17 protein-coding genes and 7 tRNA genes are annotated in these 19,950 nt (G+C 43.5%); 22 read left to right on the top strand and 2 right to left on the bottom strand.

Annotated features, from left to right (window positions below):
* The first annotated feature begins 18 nt into the window (after positions 1 to 18).
* The 7 genes from IPZ59_RS19575 (at position 19) to IPZ59_RS19545 (ending at position 1,730) form a co-directional block, all read left to right on the top strand.
* A tRNA-Pro gene (locus IPZ59_RS19575) sits at positions 19 to 95 on the top strand.
* Between the two features lie 409 nt (positions 96 to 504).
* Positions 505 to 578 (top strand) — tRNA-Arg (locus IPZ59_RS19570).
* 45 nt (positions 579 to 623) lie between these two features.
* Positions 624 to 696, top strand: a tRNA-Lys gene (locus IPZ59_RS19565).
* Between the two features lie 195 nt (positions 697 to 891).
* A tRNA-Lys gene (locus tag IPZ59_RS19560) sits at positions 892 to 975 on the top strand.
* A gap of 314 nt (positions 976 to 1,289) precedes the next feature.
* A tRNA-Pro gene (locus IPZ59_RS19555) sits at positions 1,290 to 1,366 on the top strand.
* Positions 1,367 to 1,538: 172 nt separating this feature from the next.
* Positions 1,539 to 1,612 (top strand) — tRNA-Arg (locus tag IPZ59_RS19550).
* A gap of 45 nt (positions 1,613 to 1,657) precedes the next feature.
* Positions 1,658 to 1,730: transfer RNA gene (locus IPZ59_RS19545), tRNA-Lys, on the top strand.
* Positions 1,731 to 2,137: 407 nt separating this feature from the next.
* Here IPZ59_RS19545 and IPZ59_RS19540 read toward each other — a convergent pair.
* A complete protein-coding gene (locus IPZ59_RS19540; protein WP_236137720.1) occupies positions 2,138 to 4,216 on the bottom strand; it encodes a glycoside hydrolase family 97 protein in 2,079 nt (692 codons plus the stop codon).
* A gap of 438 nt (positions 4,217 to 4,654) precedes the next feature.
* Here IPZ59_RS19540 and IPZ59_RS19535 point away from each other — a divergent pair, with 438 nt between their 5' ends.
* The gene (locus IPZ59_RS19535) at positions 4,655 to 5,863 is read left to right on the top strand and encodes an ATP-binding protein (RefSeq protein WP_236137719.1); all 1,209 of its coding nucleotides are present in this window, start codon (positions 4,655 to 4,657) and stop codon (positions 5,861 to 5,863) included.
* A 52-nt stretch (positions 5,864 to 5,915) separates the two neighbouring features.
* Here the strand turns inward: IPZ59_RS19535 and IPZ59_RS19530 are convergent, their stop codons facing one another.
* Positions 5,916 to 6,824 (bottom strand): helix-turn-helix domain-containing protein, encoded by a 909-nt coding sequence (locus IPZ59_RS19530; RefSeq protein ID WP_236137718.1) that lies wholly within the window; start codon positions 6,822 to 6,824, stop codon positions 5,916 to 5,918.
* Between the two features lie 264 nt (positions 6,825 to 7,088).
* Here IPZ59_RS19530 and IPZ59_RS19525 point away from each other — a divergent pair, with 264 nt between their 5' ends.
* The 14 genes from IPZ59_RS19525 to pcaG all read left to right on the top strand — a co-directional run bounded on the left by IPZ59_RS19525 (position 7,089) and on the right by pcaG (position 19,949).
* Positions 7,089 to 8,333, top strand: coding sequence for a cytochrome P450 (locus IPZ59_RS19525; RefSeq protein ID WP_236137717.1), 1,245 nt, complete (start codon positions 7,089 to 7,091; stop codon positions 8,331 to 8,333).
* 18 nt (positions 8,334 to 8,351) lie between these two features.
* The gene (locus tag IPZ59_RS19520) at positions 8,352 to 9,431 is read left to right on the top strand and encodes a PEP/pyruvate-binding domain-containing protein (protein WP_189580180.1); all 1,080 of its coding nucleotides are present in this window, start codon (positions 8,352 to 8,354) and stop codon (positions 9,429 to 9,431) included.
* Between the two features lie 26 nt (positions 9,432 to 9,457).
* Positions 9,458 to 11,284 (top strand): PEP-utilizing enzyme, encoded by a 1,827-nt coding sequence (locus IPZ59_RS19515; protein ID WP_236137716.1) that lies wholly within the window; start codon positions 9,458 to 9,460, stop codon positions 11,282 to 11,284.
* Positions 11,281 to 11,889: an HD domain-containing protein gene (locus IPZ59_RS19510; protein WP_236137715.1), complete on the top strand. Its 609-nt coding sequence runs from the start codon at positions 11,281 to 11,283 to the stop codon at positions 11,887 to 11,889. The genes IPZ59_RS19515 and IPZ59_RS19510 overlap by 4 nt, the downstream gene beginning before the upstream one ends.
* Positions 11,890 to 11,892: 3 nt before the next feature.
* Complete coding sequence (locus IPZ59_RS19505) at positions 11,893 to 13,320, top strand: aldehyde dehydrogenase family protein (RefSeq protein ID WP_236137714.1); 1,428 nt, start codon at positions 11,893 to 11,895, stop codon at positions 13,318 to 13,320.
* A 1-nt stretch (position 13,321) separates the two neighbouring features.
* Positions 13,322 to 13,924 (top strand): HD domain-containing protein, encoded by a 603-nt coding sequence (locus IPZ59_RS19500; protein WP_236137713.1) that lies wholly within the window; start codon positions 13,322 to 13,324, stop codon positions 13,922 to 13,924.
* The gene (locus tag IPZ59_RS19495) at positions 13,924 to 14,670 is read left to right on the top strand and encodes an SDR family NAD(P)-dependent oxidoreductase (RefSeq protein WP_236137712.1); all 747 of its coding nucleotides are present in this window, start codon (positions 13,924 to 13,926) and stop codon (positions 14,668 to 14,670) included. The genes IPZ59_RS19500 and IPZ59_RS19495 overlap by 1 nt, the downstream gene beginning before the upstream one ends.
* Positions 14,671 to 14,688: 18 nt before the next feature.
* Positions 14,689 to 15,876, top strand: coding sequence for a cytochrome P450 (locus IPZ59_RS19490; RefSeq protein WP_236137711.1), 1,188 nt, complete (start codon positions 14,689 to 14,691; stop codon positions 15,874 to 15,876).
* 21 nt (positions 15,877 to 15,897) lie between these two features.
* A complete protein-coding gene (locus IPZ59_RS19485; protein ID WP_189580163.1) occupies positions 15,898 to 16,218 on the top strand; it encodes a 2Fe-2S iron-sulfur cluster-binding protein in 321 nt (106 codons plus the stop codon).
* A 72-nt stretch (positions 16,219 to 16,290) separates the two neighbouring features.
* Positions 16,291 to 17,505: an NAD(P)/FAD-dependent oxidoreductase gene (locus IPZ59_RS19480; RefSeq protein WP_236137710.1), complete on the top strand. Its 1,215-nt coding sequence runs from the start codon at positions 16,291 to 16,293 to the stop codon at positions 17,503 to 17,505.
* A 1-nt stretch (position 17,506) separates the two neighbouring features.
* Positions 17,507 to 18,292 (top strand): 3-oxoadipate enol-lactonase, encoded by a 786-nt coding sequence (gene pcaD, locus IPZ59_RS19475; protein WP_236137709.1) that lies wholly within the window; start codon positions 17,507 to 17,509, stop codon positions 18,290 to 18,292.
* Positions 18,289 to 18,660 (top strand): 4-carboxymuconolactone decarboxylase, encoded by a 372-nt coding sequence (gene pcaC, locus IPZ59_RS19470; protein ID WP_189580157.1) that lies wholly within the window; start codon positions 18,289 to 18,291, stop codon positions 18,658 to 18,660. The genes pcaD and pcaC overlap by 4 nt, the downstream gene beginning before the upstream one ends.
* Before the next feature lie 10 nt (positions 18,661 to 18,670).
* The gene (gene pcaH / locus IPZ59_RS19465) at positions 18,671 to 19,375 is read left to right on the top strand and encodes a protocatechuate 3,4-dioxygenase subunit beta (protein ID WP_189580154.1); all 705 of its coding nucleotides are present in this window, start codon (positions 18,671 to 18,673) and stop codon (positions 19,373 to 19,375) included.
* Positions 19,368 to 19,949 carry a protocatechuate 3,4-dioxygenase subunit alpha gene (gene pcaG / locus IPZ59_RS19460; protein ID WP_236137708.1) on the top strand — a complete coding sequence of 194 codons (582 nt, stop codon included), beginning with the start codon at positions 19,368 to 19,370 and terminating at the stop codon, positions 19,947 to 19,949. The genes pcaH and pcaG overlap by 8 nt, the downstream gene beginning before the upstream one ends.
* The last annotated feature ends 1 nt before the right edge of the window (position 19,950 follow it).

Genomic DNA, 19,950 nt, shown 5'->3' with positions numbered 1-19,950 from the left:
TATTGATGAATTAAAGTTCGGGGTGTAGCGTAGCCCGGTATCGCGCCACATTTGGGATGTGGAGGTCGTAGGTTCGAATCCTGCCACCCCGACCACTTAATTAAATAACGGTCCTGTAGCTCAGTTGTATAGAGCATTCCGATCTATCGGGAAGGCTTCTGGTTTGAGTTCACAAATATTGAAATGATGGTCCTGTAGCTCAATTGGATAGAGCATCCCGATCTATCGGGGAGGTTTCTGGTTTGAGTTCACAAATATTGAAATAATGGTCCTGTAGCTCAATTGGACAGAGCATACCGATCTATCGGGAAGGTTTCTGGTTTGAGTTCACAAATATTGAAATAATGGTCCTGTAGCTCAATTGGACAGAGCATCCCGATCTATCGGGAAGGTTTCTAGATTGAGTTCACAAATATTGAAATAATGGTCCTGTAGCTCAATTGGATAGAGCATCCCGATCTATCGGGAAGGTTTCTGGTTTGAGTTCACAAATATTGAAATAATGGTCCTGTAGCTCAATTGGATAGAGCAACTGCCTTCTAAGCAGTAGGTTTCAGGTTCGATTCCTGACAGGATCACTCAGAGCATCCGCTGAGGATGCTCTATTTATTAATACTAGTACCGATTCCGTAGCTCAGCTGGTAGAGCATAACACTTTTAATGTTAGGGTCCTGGGTTCGAGCCCCAGCGGGATCACTTTAAAAAAACCTCCTTTTTGGAGGTTTTTTTGTTTTGTAAGGTTTTGGGAATTGTATATGGTTTGCTCAACTGTATAGATCATCCCGACTAGTCGGGAAGGTTTCAGTGCCTGTGGCGATTTTCGGTATTCGATTCCTGAGAGGATCACTTAGAGCATCCGCAAAGGATGTTGTATTTATTAATACTAGTACCGATTCCGTATCCCGATAGCTATCGGGATGGTAGAGCATAACACTTTTAATGTTAGGGTCCTGGGTTCGAGCCCCAGCGGGATCAATGGTTTAAAGATTCATCGCATAGGGCGAGAAGTTTATCCCGATAGAGCGCAGCGCAGCAAGTTCGTGTCGGGAAGCCCCAGCGGGATCACTGGTTTAAAGATTCATCGCATAGGGCGAGAAGTTTATCCCGATAGAATGCAGCGCAGCAAGTTCGTGTCGGGAAGCCCCAGCGGGATCACTGGTTTAAAGATTCATCGCACAGGGCGAGAAGTTTATCCCGATAGAACGCAGCGCAGCAAGTTCGTGTCGGGAAGCCCCAGCGGAATCTATCATTTATTGCTTTCAATACTATCGTATTGATGAATTAAAGTTCGGGGTGTAGCGTAGCCCGGTATCGCGCCACATTTGGGATGTGGAGGTCGTAGGTTCGAATCCTGCCACCCCGACCACTTAATTAAATAACGGTCCTGTAGCTCAGTTGTATAGAGCATTCAGATCTATCGTGAAGGTTTCTAGATTGAGTTCACAAATATTGAAATAATGGTCCTGTAGTTCAATTGGATAGAGCATCCCGATCTATCGGGAAGGTTTCTGGTTTGAGTTCACAAATATTGAAATAATGGTCCTGTAGCTCAATTGGATAGAGCAACTGCCTTCTAAGCAGTAGGTTTCAGGTTCGATTCCTGACAGGATCACTCAGAGCATCCGCTGAGGATGCTCTATTTATTAATACTAGTACCGATTCCGTAGCTCAGTTGGTAGAGCATAACACTTTTAATGTTAGGGTCCTGGGTTCGAGCCCCAGCGGGATCACTGGTTTAAAGATTCATCGCATAGGGCGAGAAGTTTATCCCGATAGAACGCAGCGCAGCAAGTTCGTGTCGGGAAGCCCCAGCGGGATCACTGGTTTAAAGATTCATCGCATAGGGCGAGAAGTTTATCCCGATAGAATGCAGCGCAGCAAGTTCGTGTCGGGAAGCCCCAGCGGGATCACTGGTTTAAAGATTCATCGCATAGGGCGAGAAGTTTATCCCGATAGAATGCAGCGCAGCAAGTTCGTGTCGGGAAGCCCCAGCGGGATCACTGGTTTAAAGATTCATCGCATAGGGCGAGAAGTTTATCCCGATAGAACGTAGCGCAGCAAGTTCGTGTCGGGAAGCCCCAGCGGGATCACACTTAAAAAACCTCCCTAATGGAGGTTTTTTTGTTTTGTATGATGATTACTTTCTTTTAAAATGGATAGCAAACCCACCAGCTGCTTTCATTGGAAGGTCTAATGTTCCTGAGCTGGATACTTGATAAGTGGTAATCAAATATGCTCCTGGATTTATTTGATAGTCCGTATCTTCAGCATCAGCATATACAATAGCTTCGTAATCACCTGAATCAAGGAAATCGAGCTTGACGGTAATGTTTCTTTCTTGTTCATCGGTTATACCCCCCACAAACCAATCCTCTTCTTTTTGTCGTGCCATCACTACGAATTCACCGATACTGGCATCCAAAACCTTGGTGTCATCCCAGTCTACGGGTACCTGTCGGATAAACTCAAATGCAGGATGTCCTTCATAGTTTTCTATCATGTCAGCAGCCATTTGCATTGGACTAAAGAGGATAACATAATGAGCCAGTTGTCTGGCTAAAGTGCTGTGCATTCGGCCTTTGGTTTCCAGTCCGTCCAATTCATTCCAAAGGGTCATTTGGTCGGCAAAATTCTCGAATGTTAGATCAAAAATCCCAGGAGTATAATCAAGTGGGCCTGAAAGCATACGGGTGAAGACCAAGGTAGGTGTATGATTAGGAGGATTTCCTCTTGACCAGGCGTTCCATTCCATACCTCTCACCCCTTCCCTTGTCATGAGATTAGGATAAGTTCTTCGGAGTCCTGTGTCTTTGATCGGTTCATGGATATTAACCATGATTCCTCTTTTGGCAGCTTCATCCACCACTTTTTGATGATGCATCACCATAAATTGTCCTTGATGGAAGTGTCCTTCTGGACGCATGGTGCCTGCATAGCCTGTTTTGATAGCCTTGACTCCATGTTGCTCGTATAAATCCAAGGCGGCTTCTAAATTGGCTTCATAGGAGAGTACTTGCCCACCAGTTTCATGATGACCAATAATTTCCACCCCCTTTTCACGTGCATAATCAGTGACTGCTTTCAGATCAAAATCGTCGTAGGCTGTTTGAAAATCAAAATTATCATCTGAATACCAACTTTCCCATCCTGTATTCCAACCTTCGACTAAAACTCCTCTGATATTATTAGCGGCAGCAAAATCTATGTATCGCTTGGTGTTTTCTGTCGTTGCTCCGTGTCTACCACCTTCCTTGCCCCAAGTTTCTATTCCCAAATGCATACTCCACCAAATACCTACATATTTCATGGGTTCGATATAATCTGTACGTTCTAGCTTATTTTCTTCATTGAGGTTTAAAATCAAAGGCGAAGTGACTAAATCTCCCGCTTTTACACTCAATTGAATTGTTCGCCAAGGGGTGGTCAAGGGGGCAGTAGTCCTAACCTTAACTCCGTCGGGCCAAGGTACCAAGTTGGCTTTGAGTTTGTGTCCATCTTCTCTAAGCAAGGTCATACCTGCATAGTCGACCAATGCAGCTTCATGTATGCTTAGGAAGATATTTTCTCCAGCTTGCATCGTCAGTGGTGTATGTGCAGAATTTTGAGGAAAACCACCGGTAGAGTGGGTGTGTGTATTGAAGTCATTTTTGATTTCTCCGATTTTACTGACGGGACTTTTGGTGTATAATAACTCATAAGTATCATAATTGCCCTCAATCCACCATGCAGTAAAGTCATCGGAAAGATTAAAAGCAGTTTTTTCATCCATGATCAATAGACTGTCAGGTAATCCATCCTGTGCAGGAATATGGTATCGGAATCCTAACCCATCGTTGAAGAGCCTGAACTCCAATTCGTATTGCAGTCCTTCTTCTTCCAAAGATACTATGTAGCCTTTGTGATGATCCAGGAATTCTGCCTTTTCTCCCCATAGTGGTTTCCAAGTTCTTTCAATTTCCGTTTCTTTAATGGAGCTGATTGTTGCATTTTTTCCGATTTCAAAATCTTGGAAGCGTATACCCAATTCACTTTTATTAAGTATGGCTATCTTATTGAAGTCAATAGTATACGTTGGTTTACCTGTGCTTACATCCAATATAAGCCTGATTTTGCCATCAGGCGATTGCATGGAAAGTTGTTGCTTTTCTGAATTAGTACAGGAAAAAAGGAAAATGGATAAGGCTAAAAAGCATGTGAATAGACAGCTACATCGCATAGGTTTCAGATTTTAGTTCTAATTTTTATTTGATCGTTGGCTAAAATAGCTAAAAATGAGGGTTTTTCATAGGAAGTATTAAGGCTAATCAAGGATATGCTTACCGTTAAGACGATTGACTGATTGGGAGTTAGGTATTGAAAAAGAGAATTGACGTTACAGATAAGGCTACTTTAATCAAAAAAGAGCGCACAGAATTAATTTATACCGCCATTCAAGCCTTGAGAAAATCTTAAATCAACTGTCAGGTTCATGTAAAACCAGTTTGTACAAACCAGTTTATTTAAAAGATATCGGCAAATACAAGGTTAAGGTTTAGTTATAATTTTGTGTTTGCCAATTTTGTTTTTTAGCAAACGACAATAGTGTTGTTTAGTAAACAATAAAAACGTTGTTTGCTAAACATAATTTTTGTATTTTTGTTTAAAACTGCATCTTATGATATCCAAAGATTTACTTGTGGAAGTTGTTGAAAGCCAAAAAGACGATTTAAATAAAAAATTGTTAGGGCTCGAACGAACAGAGTTGGAAGATTATTCGCTCCTTCAAAGCCATGCGTTGATCATATCAGGTATTAGACGTTGTGGAAAAAGTACCTTACTGGTTCAATTATTAATGAAGCAATTTCCTCAGGCTTTTTATATGAATTTTGAAGATCCTCGTTTGTATGGATTTGCATTGGCTGATTTTCAAAAGCTTGATATATTGATAGAGGAGTTGGATGACAAAACAATCTTTTTTGATGAGATACAGGTGGTAAATGGGTGGGAGCGCTATGTCAGACAAAAGTTGGATCAAGGGCTGTCTAACTTGGTGATCACGGGGTCTAATGCTTCTTTATTAAGTCGTGAATTGGGGACCAAATTGACTGGGCGTCATGTCACTAGGGAGTTGTTTCCATTTTCATATGCTCAGTTCTGTCAATTTGAAGATTTAAAAAAGTCTCCTGAAAGTACCCGTGACTACATGAGTTTAGGGGGATTTCCTGAATACCTGAAAAGCAAAAGACAGGAATTGTTGCATCAGTTATTGGACGATATCCTGTTAAGGGATATTGCTGTTCGCTATAGGGTTAGAGATGTCAAGTCCTTACAAAATCTAGCGATATATCTCATATCCAACGTTGCTAAACCAGTTTCAGGAAATAACCTCAGAAAGACACTTGAAATCAAAGCAACCAGTACTGTAATGGAGTATTTCTCCTATTTGGAAGAGAGTTGGCTATTCTTTTTTGTCCCAAAATTCTCTTATTCTCAACGCAAGCAATTGGTTAACCCCAAAAAAGTATACGCTATAGATACAGGATTGGTAACTGCAAATACACGATCCTTTTCAGGAGATGATGGAAGAAGGTTTGAGAACATGGTGTTCCTCCATTTTCGTAGGAGTTATTCAGAAATTTATTATTTTTCAGAAAAGGGGGAGTGTGACTTTGTTGTTTTTGATAGAAAAGGACTTGTGGCTTTGGTTCAAGTATGCTGGGAACTAAATATGGACAACATCAAACGAGAGTTGGATGGTCTTTGGGAGGCTATGCGTTTTTTCGATCAAAAAGAAGCATTATTAGTGACATTCAGTCAAGAAGATCAATTTGAGCAGGACGGGTATGCCATCAAGGTTCTGCCTTTTTATCAATTGCCAGTTTAGACTTTCTAAATAGCTTTGAATGATATTGTATGTGGCATGCTTCTAAATTAGCTTAAGCAACTTCTATTTTATCTCGAAATTCTGAAGGACTTTTCCCGGTAAACTTTTTGAAAAAGCGGGAGAAATAAGCTGGGTCTTCGAACTTTAGCTTATAGCTAATTTCTGCAATGCTGTAATCTGTTTGCTCTAGGTATCGGATGGATTCGTTAAGGATAAATTCATGGATGACCTGCATGGGAGACTTGGAAGCTACTGCTTGGCAAACACGATTCAGATGGACGGTAGAAATTCCCATGGCATCAGCCAAGGATGCTACGGTTAACTTTTTGTCGACGTTTTCGCCTTTAAATAATCGATTACTATAATAACGTTTGATATGAGTCATAAATGAGCGGAAAAACTTGATATTGGTATTGACTACTTTATAGGTGTTGTGTCGGTTTTCCAAAATCATTCTGTAAAACTCCACGAAGAGGATGGACAAATAAGACTTGATGGCCAAAGACTTCCCTTGATATTCAGTTAGTAACTCATTGTTAGCTCTTCTGAAAAGCCGTGACATCAGGCCAAAGCGCTCATTGTTCCAACTGCTGAAGATTACCCTCGGCTTTTCGATTTCTAATAATACATGGGGTTGTGGGTTGAGAATTTCCTCGACAAACTCATCTGAAAGTGTGAGCACCATTCCTTTGATATCAGGGGTGAATAAATACCCATGCAGCGTATTTGCAGGCATGGCTATCAGGCAAGGTTCGTCTATATGTTGCACTGTGGGACCGCAAGTAAATTCAAAGGAGCCTTCTTCGATTATCACAAACTGATACAAGCGATTATGTAAATGAGGCTTGATGACCCAATCATGATTTCTGCTTCGTGCGTCGATGGATTCACAGTGAATAAACTCTGGAAGGATTTCCTGCTTGGTTTCCCCATACAATACATAGTTATCTATTTTTTTCATTGGTGATATTGGTTAAAAGTGCAAGTAGTTATTTTACGGATATTTTCAGGATTTTCTGTGGTATGATGGGTTAAAACTTTACATAAACGGGTTTAGTACTTTTTTTCGATAGAATGTTTGGAAATAGGTTGTGTGTTTATGTTTAGCAAAAAACTAATTTATTTTCCATATGTAATAAAAGTACAAGTAATTTTTTAAAATCAATGGATGTAAGCCAGGAAATCGAGGGATATTGCAGAGAATTCTTCATAAACCCAAAACGACATGAATGCAGGAATCGAGCAATGTCCTTATCACAAGGAATTAAATGCAGCTTACCAACCATTTGACCTCACCAATCCTTTTCCTTTTTATCAAGAAGTTAGAGAAAAGTGTCCTATTTTTTTCAGTGAGGAGTTAGGCTATTATGTGGTGTCTAAGTATGAGGATGTCAAAGCTATTTTTGGAAATTGGCAGGCATTCAGTTCTGAAAATGCACAAAGCCCATTTAAGCCGATTGCCTCCAAAGCAAAAGCCTTGATGGACTCTGCTGGATTGGTAGGCTTATCCGGGCTTTCTGGAAGAATTCCCCCAGACCATACCCGTATTCGGAGGATTGTCAGCATGGCGTTTAATTTGGCCCGTATCAAAAAGCTAGAGCCTGAAATCCGGAAAATAGCAATTCGCATGATTGAAGAGTTGAAGGCAGGTAAAAATCAGGCTGAAATGGTTTCTGAATTGGCTTATGATTTACCGGCTTTGGTAATATTCAAATTACTAGGTGTACCTGACAGCGATGTAGCACAGGTGAAAAGCTGGGCAGAAAGTCGACTACTCCTTACTTGGGGGGATTTGGATGAAGATGCGCAGATGATGCATGCAGAAAATATGATCCGTTACTGGAATTATTGCCAAAAGCTGGTCAGTGATAGAAAACATCAAATGCAAGATGATTTGCCAGGTGACTTAGTGACTTTGCAGTCCGAAGGGCATGAAATTACAGATCGAGAAATTGCCGCCATTTGTTACAGCCAATTGTTTGCAGGCCACGAAACAACTACCTCCTTGATTGGAAATGGCATTCGTGAATTACTGGTGCATCCCGAAAGTTGGGAGGCAATCAAACAAGATAAAACGCTCATCCCAAAAGCAGTGGATGAAGTATTGCGATATTCTCCTTCCATTTTATCCTGGAGAAGGAAATGTAAAGTAGCTACCGAAGTAGGAGGCGTGATGATTCCTGAAGGGGCAGATATTCTGATGGTGATGGGTTCGGCTAATCGGGACGAGGCGATGTACGAAAACGGAGAAAACTTCGATATCACCCGTGGAAATGCCGGAACACATTTGTCTTTCGGTTCTGGTATCCATTTTTGCTTGGGTTCTCCCTTGGCTAAACTGGAGTTTAAAGTTGTGCTTGAAGAACTCACGGCACGCATTCCTAGTCTTCAATTGAAGCCTAATCAAACATTCACATTTGCACCCAATACATCCTTTAGAGCGCCACAAGCACTACAGGTACAATGGTAAACCTTTAATTTAAGTAACATGAAACCCACTTACAGCCTGTTTTTCAAAGATGCTAAGCCCGAACAATTAGAAAGTCTCGGAGGGAAAGGAAAGAGCTTGGCCAGTATGTCCCAAGCAGATCTACCGGTGCCGCAAGGTTTCTGTGTAACCACAGATGCGTTTGTAGCCTTTATCCAGGATTTGATGACTGCCAAAGGACTTTTTGCTTCCTTGGCCAAATTGGACACCAAAAATATGGGGTCCTTGGATAAGTTGTCCGGGGAAATTAGGAGTCAGATTCTCAACAAAACCATTGCTGCGGACATTCAAGAAGATATTTTGGCGAGTTATCGCAGCTTGTGTGAAATGTATGGTAAAGAAGGGGACCTTCCGGTAGCAGTCCGCTCTTCAGCTACGGCGGAGGATTTGCCAGATGCCAGCTTTGCAGGTCAGCAAGACACCTACTTATGGGTAGTGGGAGAAGATGAGGTGTTAAGCCATATCAAAATGTGCTGGGCTTCCTTGTATACGAGCCGTGCGATAGCTTACAGAAAGGACCACAATATCCCAGAAGAGGACATACATATGAGTGTGGTGGTGCAAAAAATGGTCAATGCCAGAGTTGCGGGGGTGACGATGACCCTAAATCCAACAAACGGAGACCGAACAAAAATTGCTATTGAAGCATCTTACGGACTGGGAGAAAGTGTGGTATCAGGTACCGTTACCCCGGATAATTACCTGATGGATAAGGTGATTTTTGAATTGGTGGAGTCCTCTATTCAGGATAAAAAGATAGCCTTGATTCCCGACCCTGCCAACAAGCGTGTGATAGAAATTGAAGTGGATCCAGTGAAAGCGACTGAAGCCTGTCTTACTCGAGATGAATTGATTTTTATCAGCAAAATCGCCAAACGTATAGAAAAACATTACGGCTGTCCACAGGATATCGAATGGGCTTTGGACGCAGATGCAGAAGGCGAAGAAGCATTCACCTTGCTTCAAAGTCGCCCGGAAACCGTCTGGTCCAATAAAAAAACAGAGACCAAAAAACACTACATGTCCGGAATGCAAGGACTAGTAGGTTCGCTGATCAACCCCTTAAGTGCAAAAAAATAACATAACCCCAAACAATATACACCATTATGACCGACAAGAAGAAAAAATTTATCAGCCCTTACGAGCATACAGCTCCCAAAGGGTCAGAAGGATGGAAAGAATTGTATCCTTATTTCTTGGTTTTTCAAGAGCAATTAAAGGAGCAGGAGGAAGACAAATTCTTTTTTTGCGACTCACAGCATTGGCCGAATGTATTCAAGCCATTTGATGCTATGACAGTGGAGTTTGCTGTGAAATGTCTTTCCCAATATAATTCCAGGCATTATGTGATTCCTCCAGCCAATGGGGTTGATTTTAAAATCCATAATGGCTACTGCTACATGAGCCCAGTAGCTGTCAGCCCTGAATTGATTGAAGGAAGGGTTCCTGAATTCATGGAAAGAGCCGGCTATTATTTCCAAAATTGGAATGAGCTGTTGGAAAACTGGCATAAAAAAGTAAAACGCGTCATTGACGATATGGAAAGCATTCATTTTGAACCGCTTCCTGATCGGGTGGATATACAGGCAATCAAAGGTGGAGTAGGGCTCGATCCTACCTTTCAGATGATCAACGATTACAATAAGTTGATTTCTCTTTGCTACGAAACCTGGCAATACCATTTTGAATTTTTAAATCTCGGCTATGCAGCCTACTTGGATTTCTTTGGTTTCTGCAAGGAAGTGTTCCCAGGAATCCCGGATCTGTCTGTAGCAAAAATGGTCCAAGGCATCGATGTAGATTTGTTCAGACCAGATGATGAACTAAAGAAATTGGCAAAGCTTGCCATCTCCTTTGGTTTAGAGAAATGCTTTGAAAAAAAGGATGTCAACGAAGCCTTGCATTGTATCGCCTTAGAAGAAAACGGCGGTCAGTGGTTGCAGGCATGGGAAAAAGCCAAGCACCCTTGGTTTAACTATACCTCAGGGAATGGTTTTTATTCTTCAGATAAGTATTGGATTGAGCATTTGGATATTCCATATGGCTATTTGAAAAATTATGTGGAGAAATTGCAGAGAGGCGAAGTCATTGATAGACCTACCGAAGCTTTGGAAGCAGAGCGTGATCGAATCACTACCGAATACGCTGAATCCTTGGATGATGAAGCAAGAGCAATTTTTGAAGGTAAGTTAGGCCTTGCAAGAGTAGTATTCCCTTACGTAGAGAATCATAACTTCTACATTGAGCATTGGGCGATGGGGGTGTTTTGGAGAAAAACCCGCGAACTCAGCCGCATGCTGAAGGAGCAAGGCTTCTGGCAACAGGAATCCGATATGTATTACTTCCGTAGAGAGGAAATTCTTCAGGTGTTGTTTGACTATGGCAACAGTTGGGCGGTAGGTGTTCCTGCCGTAGGGCCTGCCGTGTTGCAAGAAGAGATTAGCCGAAGAAAGAAAATTGTAGACGCCTTGGCAACTGCACCTCCTCAACCGGCATTCAATAATCCTCCAAAAGTGGTTACTGAGCCTTTTACCATCATGTTGTGGGGCATTACCACAGAAGCAGTGGAATCTTGGCTAGGCGGAGACGAAAAATCCAGTCATATGAAAGGCATGGCAGCATCCCCAGGTTTGGTAGAAGGGTATGCTCGCATCATCAACGATGCCTCAGAACTTGACCAATTGAAGCAAGGAGAAATTCTTGTAACCCGAGTGACTGCACCGAGCTGGGCACCGGTCTTCAATAAAATTGTAGCTACTGTTACTGATATTGGAGGAATGATGTCCCATGCAGCGATTGTGTGTAGAGAGTACGGGCTGCCTGCTGTGACAGGTACGGGTTCCGCTTCCACACAAATTAAAACGGGTATGAAAATCCGGGTTGACGGAGGAAAGGGTACAGTAGAGATTTTGGAGGAATTAGTAGAAGCATGATGATGCATCCTTTGCATATGCCGGCATACGAAGCCATTTTCAAAGCAGCAGAGAAGTATATGCGCGTCCGTAAAAACGACGTGCATATCCCACTCTCTTATAGATTTGCTCTAGAGTTGATGGAACACTATCCCGAGGTGAATCAAGCTGTTGTTGCTGCCGGAATCATCCTGCACGATATCGGCTGGTATGCCATAGACGAGGAAGAAATCTTCGAAAAAGGCTTTAGTGGACCTGATATCCTGACTTCGGATGTGCGCTATCTACATGAGTCTGAAGGAGTGAAATATGCCAAACCTTTATTGGCAAGCTTGGGCTATGATGAGGAATTCATCGAGAAGGTCTGTACTATCATCGATGGTCACGATACCCGTAAGTTTGCCAAATCCAAAGAGGATGAAATTGTACGGGATGCAGATAAGTTATGGAGGTTTGCCGTCACAGGCGTCAGTGTAGCCTGTGATTGGTTTAAAATGACTCCTGTGCAATATGCCCAACGATTGGAAGACACCAATATTGAGCAGCTGCATCTGCCGGAATCTGTAGCCATCGCTAAAAGAGAATTAACTGCCACAAGAGCTCTGTTGCTCGCACATGTATTGTAAGACATGAAAAATTATATCAACGGTGAATGGATAGCCTTCAGTCAAGAAGAAATGGACGTACACAATCCGGTAGACGGCAGTTTACTGGATAGCGTATGCCGCTCTGGATTGGAGGATGTGAATGCCGCTGTGAATGCTGCTACCAAAGCTTTCGAGACCTGGAAAAAAACACCCATGCAAGAGCGCGTACAGCTTCAAAAGAAATTGGCTGCCTCCATGCGCAAGCACAGTGCTTCCATCGGACGCCAACTTTCTTTGGAATTGGGCAGACCATTGGCAGCCTGTATTCATGAGATCAATCGGAGTGCAGAACTTCTTGAATACTATGCCGAAGAGGCTTTGCGCATGAAAGGCTATTTTCCTTTGACAAATGTGGAAGGAGAAAAAGTGCTAGTGACCAGAGAACCTTTGGGAGTGGTTGTTTCCATTACTCCGTTCAATTACCCGATTACTTTACTGACTTTCAAAATGGGTGCTGCCTTAGTTATGGGATGTACCATGGTCAGCAAACCATCAGAAGATACCCCTTTAAGTACCTTGGCATTGGCTGCTTGCTTTGAGGAAGCTGGTTACCCAGCAGGTGTTTTCAATGTCATTACTGGTTACGGTAGGGAAATTGGAGATGCTTTGGTATCTCATCCCAAAGTTGCCAAAATAGCCTTTACGGGAGGAACTTCCACAGGTGCACATATTGCTGGGGTAGCTGCCCGAACACATAAACGAATAACCTTAGAATTGGGAGGGCAATCACCGGCCATCCTTTGTGAAGATGCAGATTTGGATACGGCTGTTCCGGCCATTGTCAAACATGGCTTTGCCAATACAGGACAGTTTTGTTACCGAGTCAATCGCGTCTATGTACACGAAAGCTTGTATGAGCAATTCTGCCAAAAAATGAAGAAGGCTACCGAAAAACTGACTTTGGGAGCTGGAATCGAAGATACCTGCGATTTAGGCCCCATGGTCAATGAGAAAATTTTCGCCAATGCTTTCCAACAGATTGAAGATGCCCAAAGCAAAGGCGCTCGCATTCTGACGGGTGGCAAACGAAGAACAGGAGGGATCTTTGAAAAAGGCTTTTTCTTAGAACCTACGCTGATCGCTGAGTCAAGTTCCGAGATGAAAATCATGCGGGAAGAAACTTTTGGACCAGTCATAGGCCTTGCAAGTTTTACAGATGAAACAGCAGCCATCCAAGAAGCCAATGCCTCGCAGTATGGATTAGCAGCGTATGTCTTCAGCCATAACATCGGTAGAGGACTTCGGATTGCGGAGCAGTTGCAGGCAGGTTCGGTTTGGGTCAACAATATCCAACGTTCTTATCATTCGGTGCCTTTTGGAGGCATGAAGCAAAGTGGGATTGGACGGGAAAAAGGTATCCATGGATTGGAAGCCTATACCGAATTGAAAACCATTTACCTGAACTACTGATATGGAAATCCTTCAAGAAAATCATATCGCCATTTGGGAGGAAGCCAAGGAATTTCTGACTATCCGAGACAACGATGTTCATACCCTCCATTCCTATCAGTTGGTGAAATTACTCCTTGATTGGCATGCAGAAGCTGATAGAGAGGTGTGCTTGCTAGCGATGATGCTGCACGATACCGGATGGAGCAGAATACCCGAGGATAAGATTTTGAAGGCATTTGGTCCCAATAATCAGTATCCTGAGTTGACCCGTGCGCATGAAGTATATGGGATGGAAATAGCCTTAGGGCTCTTGGAAAAACATGGTTATTCCAAGGAGTTCATTGCCCAAGTGACAGCTATTATCGACGGGCATGACACCACCGCCGAAGCGAGATCTTTGGAAGATTCCCTTGTGAAGGATGCTGACAAATTGTGGAGGTATACCCCTCACGGTGTCGCCACCATCGGAAAGTGGTTTGAAATTGAGAAAGCGGAAGTCTTGGATATTTTGGATGGGCACGTCTTACCAAAATTACTCACCAAAGAAGGGAAATGGTTGGCCAAATCCTTCTTAGAAGTGTCATACACAGAACTGAATGCAGGTACATTAATCAAGCAGTAATGGATTTAAATTTTAAAGGAAAAACGGTCATCATCACAGGGGCAGCTATAGGACTGGGCAAAGCATTTGCAGAAGCCTTTGTCCAAAAAGGAGCTCAGGTGGCCATTTGCGATATCAATTTACAAGCAGCCCAAGAAACTGCTCTGGAACTGGGTGCCTCTGCCTTGGCCTATGCCATGGATGTGAGCAATGCGGCTCAAGTAGAAGAAGTGGTAGCAGCCATTCATAAAGACTTCGGATCCATCGATATCTTGGTCAACAATGCAGCCATGTACGGAAATTTGAGCCGTGCACCTTTCTATGAAATTTCAGAAAAGGAATGGGACAAGGTCATGCAAGTCAATATCAAAGGACCTTGGTTGCTTGCAAAAGCATGCTTTCCCTACATGAAAGAAAATGGCGGTAAAATAGTCAATATCAGTTCTGCCACCTTTATGTCAGGTTCGCCTAATTGGTCCCATTATGTGAGTTCCAAAGGTGCAGTTATTGGACTCACCCGAACGCTTGCCAAAGAATGTGGACCATTCAATATCAATGTCAATGCGGTAGCACCCGGGTTTACCTTAACGGAAGCCAGTCTTTCCATCATGGAAAATGCCGCTACCTATGGAGTAGATAGGGGCAGCATCAAAAGAAGTTCAAGCTCCGAAGACATCGTGGGGACAGTTTTGTACCTCAGTAGTGCCTTATCCGATTATGTGACTGGGCAAACTATCGTCGTCGACGGAGGAAAACAATTCATTTAACAATAAAATCATAGCCACATGGAAACCATCACCGAACAGAAATTTCAGTTTAACCCCTATAGTCCAATCATGGACGCCGACCCTTTTCCATTCTACAAAACGCTACGCGATCAATATCCTTGCTTTTGGTCGGATGATGTGAATATGTGGATTTTGTCCCGCTACGATGATATCAAACGTGCTGGAGTAGAGTGGGAAACATTCTCTTCCAGTGAAGGAAATTTGGTGGATGAGCTCCCAGGAAGATCTGGTTCAACCCTAGGCACTACTGATCCTCCCCGTCATGATCGCTTGCGCAAGCTTATCCAATCAGCCTTTGCAAAAAATAATTTGATGCACCTGATGGACCCTACCAAGGAGTTGGTTACAGAGGTCTTGGACAAGGTGCTGGAAATGGGTTCATTTGACTTTGTGCAAGACTTTTCCAGTCAAATTACGGTGGGAACCCTATTTGCCATGATGGGCTTGCCCGATGAGGACCATCACGAGGTTCGTAGAAATGTGATTTTGTCCATTCAGTCAGATCAAGAAACCAGACAAAAAGGACCAGAGCATATCGGTGGCTTTAAGTTTTTGACCAACTATGTGGAAGATATCGTGCGTCAGCGAAGAGCAGACCCGAAGGATGATTTGATTTCTCGCTTGATTTTGGCGGAGATCGACGGAGATAAATTGGAAGAGGCGGAAATCATCATGACTTCTGCTACCATCATCTTGGCGGGAGTGGAGTCGCTTTCCAGTTTCTTATCCATGATGGCTTACAACATGGCCACCTTCCCCGATGCCCGTAGGAGAATAGCAGCCGATGCCAGCTTGATGCCAAAAGCTATCGAGGAAACCCTTCGCTTCAATACCTCTGCACAGCGCTTCAAGCGGGTATTGACCAAGGATTTGGAGATGCATGGTCAGCAAATAAAAAAAGGAGATTTCGTCATGCTTTGTTACGGATCTGCCAATAGAGATGAGCGCTTTTTCAGAAACCCTGACGTGTATGATCTGGAAAGAAATACGAGAGGTCATTTGGGATTCGGAGGCGGTGTTCATTTGTGCCTGGGCAATATGTTTGCCCGGATGATTACCACAATCGCTATGGGTGAATTTTTCACCAGAATACCTGAATATTACATCAGCACGGAACAGTTGGATTGGAATCCATCCACTACTTTCCGCTCACCGGTCAAGTTACCTTTGACCATTGGAAAATAAACACATTTAAATTTTATCAATATGCCACAGATTACTTACATCGATTCAGACGGAAACAAGCACCAAGTAGAACTGCCTTTGGGCGCTACGATTATGGAAGGTGCAGTTCAAAACGACATTAAAGGAATTATCGCCGAGTGCGGAGGTTCCTGCATGTGCGCCACTTGTCATTGCTACATTGGCGAGGAATACCTCGACAAACTCCCTGAAATGGAAGAAGAGGAAGACGAAATGTTGGAGGGAGCAGTAGCACCTCGAACAGAAAGAAGCCGCTTGGGCTGTCAGGTTCGGATCAGCAATGCCTTGGATGGTTTGGTCGTAGAAATTCCTCAAGAACAATAAGCACATCAGTGGAGGTAGAAGGAAATACTACTACCTCTGCCTTTCCCCAATATACCACTCAATTCCATTCCCATGAAGAAAAATGTCATCATCATCGGTGCCGGCCATGCAGGCATACAGGCTGCTGCTTCCCTTCGCGAAGAGGGTTTTGAAGGGTCCATCTGTATTTTTTCAGAAGATGCTGATTTTCCCTATCAAAAACCACCGCTATCCAAAGGCTATTTGGATGGTTCCCAGCAAAAGAACAGCATCATGTTTCGCTCTGAAGCTTGGTATGAAAACAATCAAGTGGAGTTAAAACTTGGGGAGCTTGTGGACAAAGTAGATGTTTCACAAAATACAGTGTATGCAACTTCAGGGGTTTATACATTTGATTTCTTGGTTTTTGCTACGGGTGCATACAACAGAGAATTGCCAATTCCTATCAAGGGAACAGACCAACCGCTGTACCTGCGGACCATGAAAGATGCTGATTACTTAAAGGTTGCCCTCGATCAGGAGAATGTCCAGGATATTTTGGTGATTGGTGGAGGCTTTATCGGATTGGAAATCGCTGCCTATGCGGCCAAATCCGGGAAAAAAGTAACTGTTGTGGAGTATCAGCCACGCCTGATGCAGCGGGTTCTTCCGCCCATGTTAAGTGAGCATTTTGCCGCCAAACATAAAGCCTATGGAGTGGATCTTCGGATGGGTGTAGGGGTGCAAGCCCTGAATCAGGACTCCAGATGGACCGCTTCTTTGAGCACTGGAGAAACGGTTGCCGCAGACCAAGTAGTTGTCGGTATTGGTGTGCTCCCGTCCCAGAACTTAGCTCAACAAGCGGGTATAAAATGTAGCAATGGTATTGAGGTCAATGAATTCTGCGAAACGTCTGCAACAGGGGTTTTTGCTATCGGCGACTGTGCTTTGCATCCCAATCCATTTGCGGGTGGAGGAATGGTTCGTCTGGAATCTGTTCAAAATGCAGTAGATCAGGCAAAAGCCATTGCCTCTACCATTTGTGGGAAACCAGTGAGCTACCATCAGGTGCCTTGGTTTTGGACACACCAATACAATCTCAAATTGCAAATGGCCGGTCTATCCGAAGGCTATGACCAACTCATCGTCCGAGGAGATGTGGAAGGGGATAAGTTTTCGGTCTTCTATTTCAAGAATAACCAATTGATAGCTGTAGATTCTATCAACAAACCTGCAGATCATTTACAGGCGAGAAAATGGATTCAGGCTTCTTACACGCCTGACGTACAAAAGTTGTCGGACGATTCCATCAAATTGAACGAGTGTTGATATGCAAGCGGTTCGGATACATGATACCACCATTCACTACGCATACAACAAAGGGGAGAAAAACCTTTGCTTGGTGTTTATCAATTCTTTGGGTACGGACTTTCGCATTTGGGATGCCGTGATTGATGGCTTGGGTACCGAATTTGGGACACTCAGATTTGACAAAAGGGGTCATGGGTTAAGTAGTTTAGGAGCTGTTGAAAAAGGCAGTATTTCTAGCTATGCAGCTGATGTGATAGGCCTATGTGAAGTCTTGGATTTGGATAAAATCGTTTTGGTCGGACTGTCCATTGGTGGCTTGATTAGCTTGGATATCTACCAACGTTATCCCGACAAAATTGCAGGAATCGTCTTTATGGATACCGCTCCAAAGATTGGAACGGCAGAAGCTTGGAACAATCGCATACAAGCCATTTCCACGAAAGGAATGCAAGCGGTAGCTCCTTCGATATTGACTAATTGGTTTTCACCGAGTTTTCAGGAGCAACAGCCAGCAGCATTTGCCTTGTATCAAGCCATGTTGGAACGGGCGGATGTTTTGGGTTATCGGATTGCCTGTGAAGCAATTCGGGATGCGGATTATACTGAAACCGCTCAAGGTATTGCTATTCCGGTAATCTGTATGGTAGGCGAAGAGGATAAGTCCACTCCTGTTGCATTGGTTCAAGGCTTTGCCCAATTGATGAACTGCTCCTTGATTACAATTCCCAATGCAGGGCATTTGCCTTGCGTAGATAGCCCCAAGCGGACTACGGTCATTTTACAAGATTTTATTTCAGCACTATGAATCCAACAGATAAGTACCAAAAGGGCATGCAAACCCGCAAATCAGTCTTAGGAGAAGCCCACGTTGCCAAAGCGGAGGCTGCAAAAACTTCCTTTGATGAAGGATTCCAGCAATTTATTACGGAATCCGCTTGGGGTACTGTCTGGTCTTCTGAGCATTTGACCAAGCGGGAACGCAGCATGATTACCATAGCGCTCTTGGCAGGTCTTGGACATGAAGAGGAATTGATCCTGCATTTCAAAGCAACCCAGCAAACAGGTGCAAGCCTGGAAGATATTCAAGAAGTATTGATGCATGTGGCCATTTATGCAGGTGTGCCAGCTGCCAATACTGCCTTTAGAATAGCCAAACAAGTCTTTAACCTTTAACAGTACGCATATGGATACTACACAAAACCAACGCGATTGGACAAGCCATCCACCCTTGATAGCTCCAGGCTATAAATCCACCATTTTCAGAGGACCTTCTCAAAACCTGATTACCGTACCCGAATTGATGAAACCGAGTTCCGGACCCATCTTCGGTTTGGAGTCTGTGGCTCCCCTTGATCATGATTTGACCAAGAATGGCATCAAAAACGGTGAACCGCTTGGAGAACGTATTGTAGTCAGTGGAAGGGTGTTGAATCAACATGGACAGCCACTGAAAAATACGCTTATTGAAGTATGGCAGGCCAATGCAGCGGGAAGGTATGTACACAAGCGTGACCAACACCATGCCCCTTTGGACCCCAATTTCTTTGGTGCAGGGAGATGCGTGACCAATGAAGAAGGCATTTTTAAGTTTTACACCATCAAGCCAGGTGCCTACCCTTGGGGAAATCATCCCAATGCCTGGAGACCTAATCACATTCATTTCAGTGTATTTGGACCCAATATCGGTACGCGCTTAGTAACCCAGATGTATTTTCCAGGAGACCCCTTGTTGGATTATGATCCCATTTACTTGGCTGTTCCAGAAAAAGCACGTGAGCGCTTGATTTCAAGCTTTGACCTGGGCTTGACCGAAGAAGGTTTTGCCTTGGGTTACCAATTTGACATTGTATTGAGAGGACATCATTCAACCCCTTTTGAAAATGAATAAGCTAGGACAAACCCCATCACAGACAGTAGGGCCCTATTTTGCCTATGGTCTGACACCAGAGCAATATAAATTTGACCATCAAAGTTTGGCTACTCCCGTTTTGCTTGATGCTAAGAAGAACTCTCAGGATGCCATCATTCTCCGAGGAAAGGTGTATGACCTCCATGGAGAGGCTGTGGATGATGCGATGATTGAAATCTGGCAAGTGGACCAAGAAGGTAAATTCCAGATCAAACCTCATCAAGGCTTTTTCTCCATCGGAAGGATGGGTACAGGTACCATAGAAGGAAACTGGTTTGAATTTACCACCTGCATTCCTGCAGCGGAAAAGCAAGATCAGGCACCTGCCATTCACATGATTGTTTTTATGCGAGGGCTGTTGAGTCATGTGTATACCCGTGTGTATTTCGAGGATTTCAAGGAATTAAATCAGGAAGACCCTTATTTGAAGTTAGTTGCCGAAGAAAGAAGAAGTACTTTGATTGCCCAAAAGGTACAGGAGAGCCCTGTTACAATATATGAGTTCAATCTGCATATGCAGGGCGAAAATGAAACGGTGTTTTTTGATTATTGAT

Origin of the sequence: Mongoliitalea daihaiensis (genome assembly GCF_021596945.1) — a bacterium.
In the GTDB taxonomy this organism is placed as follows: domain Bacteria; phylum Bacteroidota; class Bacteroidia; order Cytophagales; family Cyclobacteriaceae; genus Mongoliitalea; species Mongoliitalea daihaiensis.
The sequence above is the reverse complement of the archived record's forward strand: the minus strand, read 5'-3'. Positions and strand labels throughout refer to the sequence as shown.

Excerpts from the sequence above, each read along its gene's own strand:
- IPZ59_RS19540 (WP_236137720.1), bottom strand. The coding sequence starts at position 4,216 with ATGCGATGTAGCTGTCTATTCACATGCTTTTTAGCCTTATCCATTTTC.
- IPZ59_RS19535 (WP_236137719.1), top strand. The coding sequence starts at position 4,655 with ATGATATCCAAAGATTTACTTGTGGAAGTTGTTGAAAGCCAAAAAGAC.
- IPZ59_RS19530 (WP_236137718.1), bottom strand. The coding sequence starts at position 6,824 with ATGAAAAAAATAGATAACTATGTATTGTATGGGGAAACCAAGCAGGAA.
- IPZ59_RS19525 (WP_236137717.1), top strand. The coding sequence starts at position 7,089 with ATGAATGCAGGAATCGAGCAATGTCCTTATCACAAGGAATTAAATGCA.
- IPZ59_RS19520 (WP_189580180.1), top strand. The coding sequence starts at position 8,352 with ATGAAACCCACTTACAGCCTGTTTTTCAAAGATGCTAAGCCCGAACAA.
- IPZ59_RS19515 (WP_236137716.1), top strand. The coding sequence starts at position 9,458 with ATGACCGACAAGAAGAAAAAATTTATCAGCCCTTACGAGCATACAGCT.
- IPZ59_RS19510 (WP_236137715.1), top strand. The coding sequence starts at position 11,281 with ATGATGATGCATCCTTTGCATATGCCGGCATACGAAGCCATTTTCAAA.
- IPZ59_RS19505 (WP_236137714.1), top strand. The coding sequence starts at position 11,893 with ATGAAAAATTATATCAACGGTGAATGGATAGCCTTCAGTCAAGAAGAA.
- IPZ59_RS19500 (WP_236137713.1), top strand. The coding sequence starts at position 13,322 with ATGGAAATCCTTCAAGAAAATCATATCGCCATTTGGGAGGAAGCCAAG.
- IPZ59_RS19495 (WP_236137712.1), top strand. The coding sequence starts at position 13,924 with ATGGATTTAAATTTTAAAGGAAAAACGGTCATCATCACAGGGGCAGCT.
- IPZ59_RS19490 (WP_236137711.1), top strand. The coding sequence starts at position 14,689 with ATGGAAACCATCACCGAACAGAAATTTCAGTTTAACCCCTATAGTCCA.
- IPZ59_RS19485 (WP_189580163.1), top strand. The coding sequence starts at position 15,898 with ATGCCACAGATTACTTACATCGATTCAGACGGAAACAAGCACCAAGTA.
- IPZ59_RS19480 (WP_236137710.1), top strand. The coding sequence starts at position 16,291 with ATGAAGAAAAATGTCATCATCATCGGTGCCGGCCATGCAGGCATACAG.
- pcaD (WP_236137709.1), top strand. The coding sequence starts at position 17,507 with ATGCAAGCGGTTCGGATACATGATACCACCATTCACTACGCATACAAC.
- pcaC (WP_189580157.1), top strand. The coding sequence starts at position 18,289 with ATGAATCCAACAGATAAGTACCAAAAGGGCATGCAAACCCGCAAATCA.
- pcaH (WP_189580154.1), top strand. The coding sequence starts at position 18,671 with ATGGATACTACACAAAACCAACGCGATTGGACAAGCCATCCACCCTTG.
- pcaG (WP_236137708.1), top strand. The coding sequence starts at position 19,368 with ATGAATAAGCTAGGACAAACCCCATCACAGACAGTAGGGCCCTATTTT.